The organism is Bacteroides cellulosilyticus DSM 14838, assembly GCF_000158035.1.
Classification (GTDB): domain Bacteria; phylum Bacteroidota; class Bacteroidia; order Bacteroidales; family Bacteroidaceae; genus Bacteroides; species Bacteroides cellulosilyticus.
This window is the reverse complement of the sequence record NZ_EQ973488.1, coordinates 159,446-169,503: the sequence shown is the minus strand read 5'-3', so window position 1 is coordinate 169,503 and position 10,058 is coordinate 159,446. Positions and strand designations below refer to the sequence as shown.

Below are 10,058 nucleotides of genomic sequence, written 5' to 3'. Positions count from 1 at the left end.
TAATCCGGAAGTAGTAGCTCCGCTTAATAGATTGAGGCAGTTGATACAGCCTGTTGGAAATGCGAATGTTGGCGGTACTGTGGAATTTAAGATTGCCGGACGTTATCTGAAAGGAATACTGAATCGCGAAGGAAACCTGAATAACAGAAGCTAAAAACAGAAGTTATGCAATATTTGAAGTATAAAGGAGAGTTTTTAAGCCGGAATAACACAGTATGCTCTGTAGAGATATACCGGGAGGCTACTGCTGCCTATGATCTGATAGGGAAATTACAGTTCCCTTCAGATGAACCTGTCGTCATAGAATGGGCACATTCTGACAAGGAGGAAAGCTTGTGTGGAAGTGTAGCCGATGTTACTATTATAAGTCCGGGAGACCGTACTTACGAAGACTTATATACCATTACTCCCGGAGATATCACCTTGAAAATATACCGTAACGGCTCTCTTTATTGGAGCGGGACTCTTGACCCTGAATTTTATGAAGAACCTTATTCTTCGGGATCTGAATATGAAGTGACACTCACCTTCAGTGACTTCGGAATATTGAATCGCATGAAATTCAATATGAAAGGCATGCAGTCTATGCAGGACATTTTGAATGACGCATTGCAACGAGCGAAACTGGGACATTGCTCCCCAGTCCGACAATACATATCTACTTGTATGAAAGGGAACTCGACGCCCGTCACATTGTCCGACCTGAGTTTGCGGGCGGACAACTTCTATGATGAGGATGGGGAGGCTCTTTCTATGTACGAAGTTTTGGAAGGCATGTTGCAGCCACTGGGGCTACGGATGGTGCAACAGGCGGGAGAAGTGTACGTGTACGATTTGAACGCTCTGTACCAAAAGGTCGGTACGGAACAAGTACGTTGGGAATCGACCGATCAACACATGGGTACGGACAAGGTGGCAAACAATGTGAAAATCACCTTTTCGCCCTATAGCGATGCAAGGCTGTTGGCCGGAGATTTGAAGTATGGAGGTGATAAAACCGAAAATACGGGTATTCAGCCCGATGGTTCCAACTGCTATAAATATCTTCCAAACTATAAGAAACCGGAGGATTACGACTGGGATTACAGTGATATTTCTTTCTTGATGTATGTGGGCAGCAAGGGTACAGGAACAAGTAGTTCTTCTTATAAGCGTTATTTTGAGATAGCACCTATATTGGGAGGTTCCAAAAGCACAGGAGTGGCTTACTTCTTTTACACCGGCTACGGATCTCTGTCTTCAGGAGCTCCTAAACCGGTAGGAACACCTCCATCGACTCGTAACGATACTCCTGTGATAAAGACAGAGAAGATATATCTGCCTGCAATAGGTGCGGACGAAACGGCGCATACTTTGCTGCGCCTGCAACTTGGCATACTGATAGATGCACGCTATAATCCTTTCAGTGACGCTGATGGTGATAACGAGAAAGGGAACTATAATGCTATATTGAACGATGCCGGTTATCTGTATCTTCCATTCCGTGCCGTAATATATGATAATGTCGGCAACGTGCTGTGTCATTATGCCAATAAGTACGAAACTACTAAGACTTATTTGGAGCCGCACATGAAATATACCACTGGAAAATGGGTGGATGGGGCACCGGCCGAATGGGACGAAGCGGTGCTGGCCTACTATAATACTGACGACCCCGGAGGGACACTACAATCGTTGGGCTGGAGAACCAATCGGCAGACACTGATGCGGAACAAAAAATTTATTATGCGGAGGCCGTCATGGCTGAAGGTTGACGACGGACAATATATGGCATATCCTCCTGTATCCGGATATTTAGAGATCAGTATACTGACAGGTATGAGAACATGTAAAACGTTTTTGTGGAGTTCTCGGGAGGATAGCAACGATATAGTGTTAGAGACGGATATAACCTCCCGCGTGCGTTGGATGCTCTATAAGCTTCCGGCACTGTCCGTGGTAAGGACGAATTCTGTATTTGAAGAGTATAGTAGTGATGATGTGGAGTATACCGGAGTACTGAATGAGAATGCCAAAGACAACATAAAAATAGATACAATCTGCGGTACCATGGAGGAAGTAAATCCTGTAGCGCGGGGAGCTTATCACCAAACTTCCACCGGGCTGCAGATAACAGAAATGACCAGAGCTGGGCGCACTACGCAGGTGGAACACCTATTGATAGGTACACTTTACAGTCAATACGCAGAACGAAAAACCGTACTGTCGGGCACAACCCGGCTGACGGGGGGAGGACTGAAGTCGTGTACTGATGCAAATCAAGAAGATAAGCGCTTTATTGTATTGCAAGACGTACAGGATTTGATAGCTGATGAACGGGAGTTGAAAATGGTGGAATTACGACCGGATGAATATGAAGAGAAATAAAATCGTGTATTGAAAGACGTTGGAGTGGTATTTTAAAAAAAAGGAATTATTATATGAGCAAAAAAACTTATACAGCCGGTACTGTCCTGCGTACTCCATTGCCACGGAGTAAGCGGCTTAGAGAACTCGGAATGGGAGGAACTTTATCTAATTCATCGACTGTGGTTAGTGTGACGGGTGGTTCGTCTTCATCTGGTTCTACAAGTGACGGGCATACGCATGCCAACAAGGCCGACATAGACAAGGTTATCACTGATAACGACCGTTATATCTATCTGAAACAACTTGAAGAAACAGAAGACGGATATGAATATATAGAAAAGAAAGCTAAAGTGGGGTATGCTGATGAAGCAGAGCATTCCGCAAAGGCTGATGACGCTATCCATGCCGACAAGGCGTATGATGTAGATGCTGACAGCCCGGTATATGATAAGTTTTTACGGAAGGATGTGGCGGATATTGCCGCAAAAATCACTACTTTTCTTGAAGGTTTATATATAGGCAATAGCGAGCATAGCATATCTGTCAGTGATTCCAATGTGGTTACGGCTATCTTTGACGAACTTAAGAATATCTTTGGCATCGTGTCTTCCGATTTTGTTTCCGGAGATTTGGGAACCGGATTCAGCCTTAAATATAATCAGGAGACGGGAAGGTCTTATCTTGAGGTGGATGAAATCCTCGTACGGAAATTGGCATATTTCGTTGAACTAATCATCAAACGCTTATCATACGTCGGTGGGGAAATCATTCTGACTCCGGCATCAATGAAATGCGTAAAGGTAGAGGAGTACGATGCCTGTTACCGCTGTTACTTTGAGCAGGATAGTGGGGATAAATCCATCATACAGGAATTTAGAATCGATGACCAAGTGCGTGCACAAACCTTTAATATCAAGGAAGGAACATCTCATAATGTTACTAATAGCTATTATTGGCGTTTGGTGGTTGCCATAGGTGATAATTATATCGATCTTTCAAAATCAGATTGTGATACGGGCAGCGGTGTTCCTGAAGCCGGCGATTCCATCGTGCAGCTTGGCAACCGGACGGATACGACACGACAGAATGCGATAATCCTTTCGACGGTGGGCGACGATGCCCCTTCTATCAAACAATATAAAGACATTGATTCATATTCTTTGGAAGGCAAAGAAGTTACCATCATTTCTCCGTTCCTGAACAAATTTATCGGACAGTTTATCTCCGAAGCGACCGGGAAGAGTTATGATAGTATGTTCAATGAACTTCAGGCGGACCTTGGTCTGATAAAGGAACAGACAGATAAGGAATATACGATATGGTTCTTTGAATACGTTCCGACATTAGCCAATATACCAGCCATAGATTGGAATACCAGCGAATTGAAGATGATGCATGAGCAGGATATGTTTTATAATACAGCTTCCGGACTGGCATATAGATTCGTAAAGTCTGCTGACACTTGGGAATGGATAGATATTACTGACCAACAAACGATTAAAGCTCTAGAAAATGCCGCCAAGGCCCAAGACACGGCGGACGGCAAGCGGCGGGTTTTCGTCTCCCAACCGACGGAGGCGCAGGCGTATGACGTGGGGGACTTGTGGACGAATGCGACTTACCCGGCGGTCGCTCCTTATACATACGAGAATGACACGCTTGTCTGCAAGACGGCCAAGACGGTGGGAGCGGCTTTCAGCATCGACCATTGGAAGCCGGCAAGCAACGGTACAACGGCGTATATGAAGAATCTGGGAGATAGTATCCTGTTGCAGGTAAGCGGCAACTACGATGAGTTGAACGGGCTTATTACCCAGAATCAGACATCCACTGATGCCGCCATCCGGGAAGCGGAAACGAAAATAGCGTCCGCGGTGTCCGCGGCGGCGGATGCCATGGCGAAGGCACTGGAAGCGTTCAATAATGCGGGCACGGCACAAGATACCGCTGATGAAGCCAATGAGGGCATCACGGCTAATGCCGCCGCCATACAGGTGACCGACAAGAAGATTACTGCTTTGGCGGCGAAAGTGACGTTCGACGATGACGGGCTGATTACGAATGTCAATAAGTCCGGACTGGTGACTACCGCCGAGATGAACTCGCTGATAACGGAGAAATTCACGTTCGACGCTGACGGGAAAGTGACTAATATCAGCACGGCCGGATTGGTGACGGAAGACGACTTCGTGGGGCTGTTCGCCACTCGGGTTACCGCCGAAGGGTTGGTAAAACAGACGGATATCAGTGCGTTTATAACGGAGGACGAGGCGGGAAATTTGATTTCGAATGCGGTGATACAGGCGGATAAGATCAACTTTATTGGGAAGACAGTTATTTCAGGAGGTAAGTTTACCGTTGACGAAGAGGGGAATGTGTCAATGGCAAACGCTACGATTGCAGGAACTGTTAATTCGAAAAACGGATATATCGGGGCATTTAAAATAAATGAATATGGACTTTCTAATATCGGTGATAACCCTTTGGCAAGAATAGAAATAGAGAAGGACGGAGGGAAATTCTTCAGGATCAATACATCTTCCAGAACAATGTGCGCTATCCGGGGAGATGGTATTACGGCGCTTGGTATAAGCGCTTTTGGTGATAATTCGATTGGAATAGATGTTACAGCCCAGGCCGGAGATGAATCGATAGCGATACGAAGCTATGGAGATGTTGAGATGACAGCTCGCCCTACTGAATCGCTACAGTTTAAAGGATCTCATACTTATATTGAGGGAATGGCAATAAAGGTAACGAACGTATCTGCCGATACTACGCTTGACCTATCAGTAGGCTGGGTCACTTGCTCTAATCAAAATAAAATAAGAGTATATCTTCCGCTAAATCCTCCAATTGGAAAGATCGTATATTTGATGAGAACTGCTAAGCAGGTAGATGTTGATGGAAATGGAATAGCTATAAGTTTTAAGGGTAGTATTATTTCAGTTCTTGGAATAACCAATAGGGCGGAAATTAATTTTTTCTTATATGATGGTACATATTGGATGAATGGATGGTTTAATGGAACTGTTTAATTGAAAATAAAGGAAATAATGAAAGTGAATTTTAGAATAATTGAGGTACAAGTCTCTTTTGAAGGTGAGAAGAGAGTATTTGATATTGCCCGTGAAATAGGCAATATGATGATGTACAACGGAAGTATTTTACTTGATATCGGCTTCGAGGATCTGGCTCGTACAATCTACTACTCTGATGGGGAAGTGGAAGTACCGGAACGTTATTGTAAGGCTATTATTGAAGTGGTGAAACAATCTTCGTTTATAGCAGCTATCAAACGTGAGGTAATAAATCTGTTGGGAGGCTGTTGACATGGGATACATAAGGTTTGTGATGAGTTTGCGAAAGGTGGATGAACAGGGGCATGCCACTCGTGCTGTTATTAGCCGTATTGAATCGGATATGGCAGATAACGCCATGCTTGAGACAAACCTGATTATGCATGCTTTGTCCGCTCCGGGCGGGAAGATTGTAGAGAACCTTGATTTTACACTGGATTCGGGAATATTGGATAATGATATATTAGGATAGTATTATGGACAGATTAGATAAGATATTCATCAAGGGTAATGTTCTGAAAGCGGAAGAACTGAACGAAATAGTAGGGAAGATTAATGAGCTTGCGGATGCATCGTTAATTATCGGTGACACTACGGGCACGGCTTATGATGGTGCCATGGGTGCGGCATTGGAGCAGATGGTACGGGAACTGACAGGTGGTGCCGGAACCATGTATAGCGTGTATGTGCGGAATAATATGCCTTCTTTGGGCTTTACTGCACAACACGGTGAGAAGTGTGTGCTCGACTTTACCTTTGTTTCACAGTATCGGGATGACATCAGTGAACCATATAAACCGACCGGAGAGCTGGGACTCTGTACGGTTATGATAAAGAACTCTAAGTTCACCGACTTCACGGTTGTAAAACGGATGGAGATATCGTCTAATGTTTCAGTTAAGCAGGACGTGTCCGAATGGCTGACCAGCGGTAGCAATAATATCAAAGTAAGTGTTGAGGGTGAGAATACCGACAAGACTACCGCTCCTGTTACTTATATCGTGCAATTGACTTCGCTTGGCATCAGTGCGCCGAACTTCGCCTGGTGGATGGCATTTGCGGGAGACATATCCATTCCAATGATTATTAATGGCAACATCAGCAAAACGTTGCATGTGACAGTTACTGGAGATAATTACAATCAGGGTTATAACCAGAATCTTGGTACAGCCGTATATCTGGATACTCCTTATATCTATACGCTTCTGCATCCTGGAGCCACCGGTGTGTATAATGTCAGCTTCTACCTTTCGAATTCCGACAATACGATCCAGACAAAACTGGTATCTGTGAACATCATGTGTTTTTCTTCGGGTGAATCCGTGAAGCTGATGTGTGTGAACAATTTGGCTGGTCTGCTTACCAACTGGCAGGATAATACAGTCTTCGATTATGCCATTTATGACGGTTCGTCCGCACAGACTGACGCATTGTTTGCTATAACTAAAAACGGAACGGAAATATATAGTTCTGAGAATACCACTATTGCGACGAATACAAAGAACACTTTCACTTATCCGATGGAAGTGGATACAGATGACGATGCGAATTTTGATGTTGTTGTGTCTGTCACCAGTGGCAATAACAATCTGATTGAACCGATTACATTTGGTGTGAACAATTTGTTTGGATATTCCGCCACGGCAGGTGCAGTACTTTACATCAATCCCAAGACACGGAGTAACTCACAATCCAACAGCCGCAGCATTGTGAATGAGGCGGATAAGTCTGTTATCCCTGTGATCTGGAATAACTTGAACTGGGGCAATGACGGATGGGTGACGGATGATGAAGGTGTGAAGGCATTGAAAATATTTGCCCGCAGTTCTGCGGTGATAGATTATCAGCCTTTCACTATTGAAGCTGCCCGCAGGGGTAAGAGTATTGAGATTGATTTTAAAGTGGAGAACGCTTCGGATGCTTCGAAGAACATTATTACTATTGCCGAAGGGAATGTCGGCCTAAAGGTGTCCGGCGAGAATATTTCCTTCTTCTCCCAGTCTGAACATGAAAGTACCACACAGGATGTTCCTATAGATAACGGTGTGCGTATCCGACTAACAGTGGTTGTCATGCCGGATGCTTATGGCAATGCTGGGTTTAACATTGTCGCCATCTATATCAACGGAAAGAAGAACCGCCAGTATGCCTACGAAAGTAATGACTACTTCAAAAACACCGGAAAGATAACGTTGGGCAATGATTATGCAAACCTCTATCTTTATGGGTTACGTGTGTACGATTCGGCTCTGACTTCGGAAGCTGTACAGAAGAATTATATCAACCAACTCGTGACAATTGATGAAAAGCGAACAGAAAAGAATGTCAATCAGGTGTTGGATGGTGAAGGAGTGAATATTGACTTCAATGCCACGAGAATGCTGTACAACGTGTTTGTTGTTGACAAACCTTTCCCAAACTTGAATAACCCTTCAGGAGTGGCGGGTAATCTGGAAGTCTTCTTCAAGGATAAACCGGAAAGGAATTTCACGCTCACCAATCTGTTGGTGGAAGGTCAGGGAACTTCATCAAAGAAATATCTGGAGTGGAATATCCGATTCAAAATGAAAGGGCTGAAAGACGCTGAAGGCAATAAGATAAACTCCATCGCCACGTATGTCAACGGGACTACCGATAAGAACAAGGTACTCATGTTTGATGGGGTGCCGAAGTCCGGACGTCTGACAGCCAAGAAGAACTGGGCGAGTTCCATGCAGGATCATAAGGCCGGAAGTGTGGCTGCCTTCAATGATTTATATAAAGAAATAGGGCTGAGAAACGAGGCAATGGTAGCAGATGGCGAGATACGTGTAGCTGTTTATCAGGAGCCGTTTATCGGTTTCTCCAAATCCGTGAATGAGGAAGGGCGGGAGGTATATACTTGTATGGGAGAATTTACATTTGGCCCAGACAAAGGGGATGACCTTTGCTTTGGTTATGATACGGAAGCTTATCCGGCGCTATTGTCTGTGGAGGGGTCGGACAATGCTCCGCTGGGGGCTTTGTTCCGTGTTCCCTGGAATGCTACTAAGCCATATTGGACCTATAATCCTGATGAAGAGGCTTTCCAGTATAACAATACCAATTGTTGGGATTTTGATGCGGGGGAACTAAATGCCGATGAAGCGGAACCTCTGTCTGCTCAAAAGTGGATGGAGGCCTATAACACTGTATATGTTTGCAATAATCGTATCAGACCGTTCAATGGAACACTTGCCGAATTGAACAATGCCATAACTGAATATCGCAGTACGGGCTATGAGTACTGGATTGCCAAGGCCGGTGATGCCAACCTTTATAATCTCTATTATTACGAGGCGGCGGAAGGAAAGTTCATTCCTTCCGATATTGGTAATGGCCAGATCAACTTGAGAACGCAGTTGGCTGCATATCTTGCATCCGAGCTGTCCTTATTTACATCCGACCAACTGAATGAGCTGTTTATCGCTGCCCGCGGACAGCTATTCCGGGCGACTGTACCGAACTACTTCGACATCAACGATGCTGTATTTCATCATAATTTCGTTGAGTTCACGGCCGGGACCGATCAGCGGGCGAAGAATACTTATCCATATAGTTTCTGTACAGCCGGGAGCAAATGGAGGTGGAGACTGGATGATGCCGATACCATTTTTCCAATCGACAACCAGGGACAGGACCGCAAACCCTATTGGTGTGAGATGCATGATTATTACGACAACGGTCAGCCTATTTGGAATGGTGAGACGTCTGTCTTTTGGAATCTGTTAGAACAGGCTTTCAGTGCTGAGATTACTGCGGGAATGCGTAAGATGTTCGCTGCTATGGAAAGTTTATGTGGCCAGTCTTCCGGTACTCCTTATGACAAGGCCTATGCTTTCTACAAGAAATATTATTTAGGAATTAAAGAGTACTTCCCGGCTACGTTAGTAAATTCTGATGCCAAGCGTTATGAACTTGCCAAGATAGCTTATGATAATGATTCCTACAGCAATGATACTGATCCTATCACGCAATCTCATGGTGATTTTTATTCGGCGGAAACTGCATGGATGAAGAAGCGTATCATGTATATTATGAGTAAGTATAATTATGGCTTATTCTCTGCCAATGGAACCGATACCATCATCGTACGTGCTGCCGGTGATTTGATAGACTATGACATCACTCCGGCTTTCGATATGTATCCTGCAATCGCTAACGGTACGTCCATAGTGTCGGGGAAACGCACCAAGGCTGGTGAAACATGTCGCATTACTATTGACCTTGGCGGTAGTGCCGACCAACAGAATGCGATTCAGGCGGCGAGCTGGTTATTAAGTATTGGAGACTGGCATAAAAAGAATGTTTCCGGTACCATGGTGGTACGCGGTAGACGACTGTCAGAACTCATACTTGGAAGTAAGACAGATAACGTAATAATCTCTATAACAGGACTTACGCTTGCTGATTGTAGTAGTATGCAGAAGATACTTTTATCCAATATTACCACTTTACAGGGGACTCTGGATTTAAGCACAATAATCAACATTCGAGAGGTTTATGCAGATGGAACTAATCTGAGCCAGATAAAATTACCGAACGGTGGCGGTCTTGAAATCATCGAGTATCCAGCCAACAATAAGTATATCACTTTCCGGAACTTTCCCA

At 44.5% G+C, this 10,058-nt stretch carries 5 protein-coding genes; all 5 read left to right on the top strand.

Annotated features, from left to right (window positions below):
* The first annotated feature begins 165 nt into the window (after positions 1 to 165).
* Positions 166 to 2,367: a hypothetical protein gene (locus BACCELL_RS02050; RefSeq protein ID WP_007209843.1), complete on the top strand. Its 2,202-nt coding sequence runs from the start codon at positions 166 to 168 to the stop codon at positions 2,365 to 2,367.
* A gap of 53 nt (positions 2,368 to 2,420) precedes the next feature.
* Positions 2,421 to 5,387 (top strand): hypothetical protein, encoded by a 2,967-nt coding sequence (locus tag BACCELL_RS25660; RefSeq protein ID WP_007209842.1) that lies wholly within the window; start codon positions 2,421 to 2,423, stop codon positions 5,385 to 5,387.
* 18 nt (positions 5,388 to 5,405) lie between these two features.
* Complete coding sequence (locus tag BACCELL_RS02040) at positions 5,406 to 5,681, top strand: hypothetical protein (RefSeq protein ID WP_044153171.1); 276 nt, start codon at positions 5,406 to 5,408, stop codon at positions 5,679 to 5,681.
* Positions 5,682 to 5,703: 22 nt separating this feature from the next.
* The gene (locus tag BACCELL_RS02035) at positions 5,704 to 5,901 is read left to right on the top strand and encodes a hypothetical protein (RefSeq protein WP_226810769.1); all 198 of its coding nucleotides are present in this window, start codon (positions 5,704 to 5,706) and stop codon (positions 5,899 to 5,901) included.
* 4 nt (positions 5,902 to 5,905) lie between these two features.
* Positions 5,906 to 10,058, top strand: a 4,153-nt coding sequence (locus BACCELL_RS26740) for a hypothetical protein (protein ID WP_007209839.1), incomplete at its 3' end; no start/stop codon positions are given.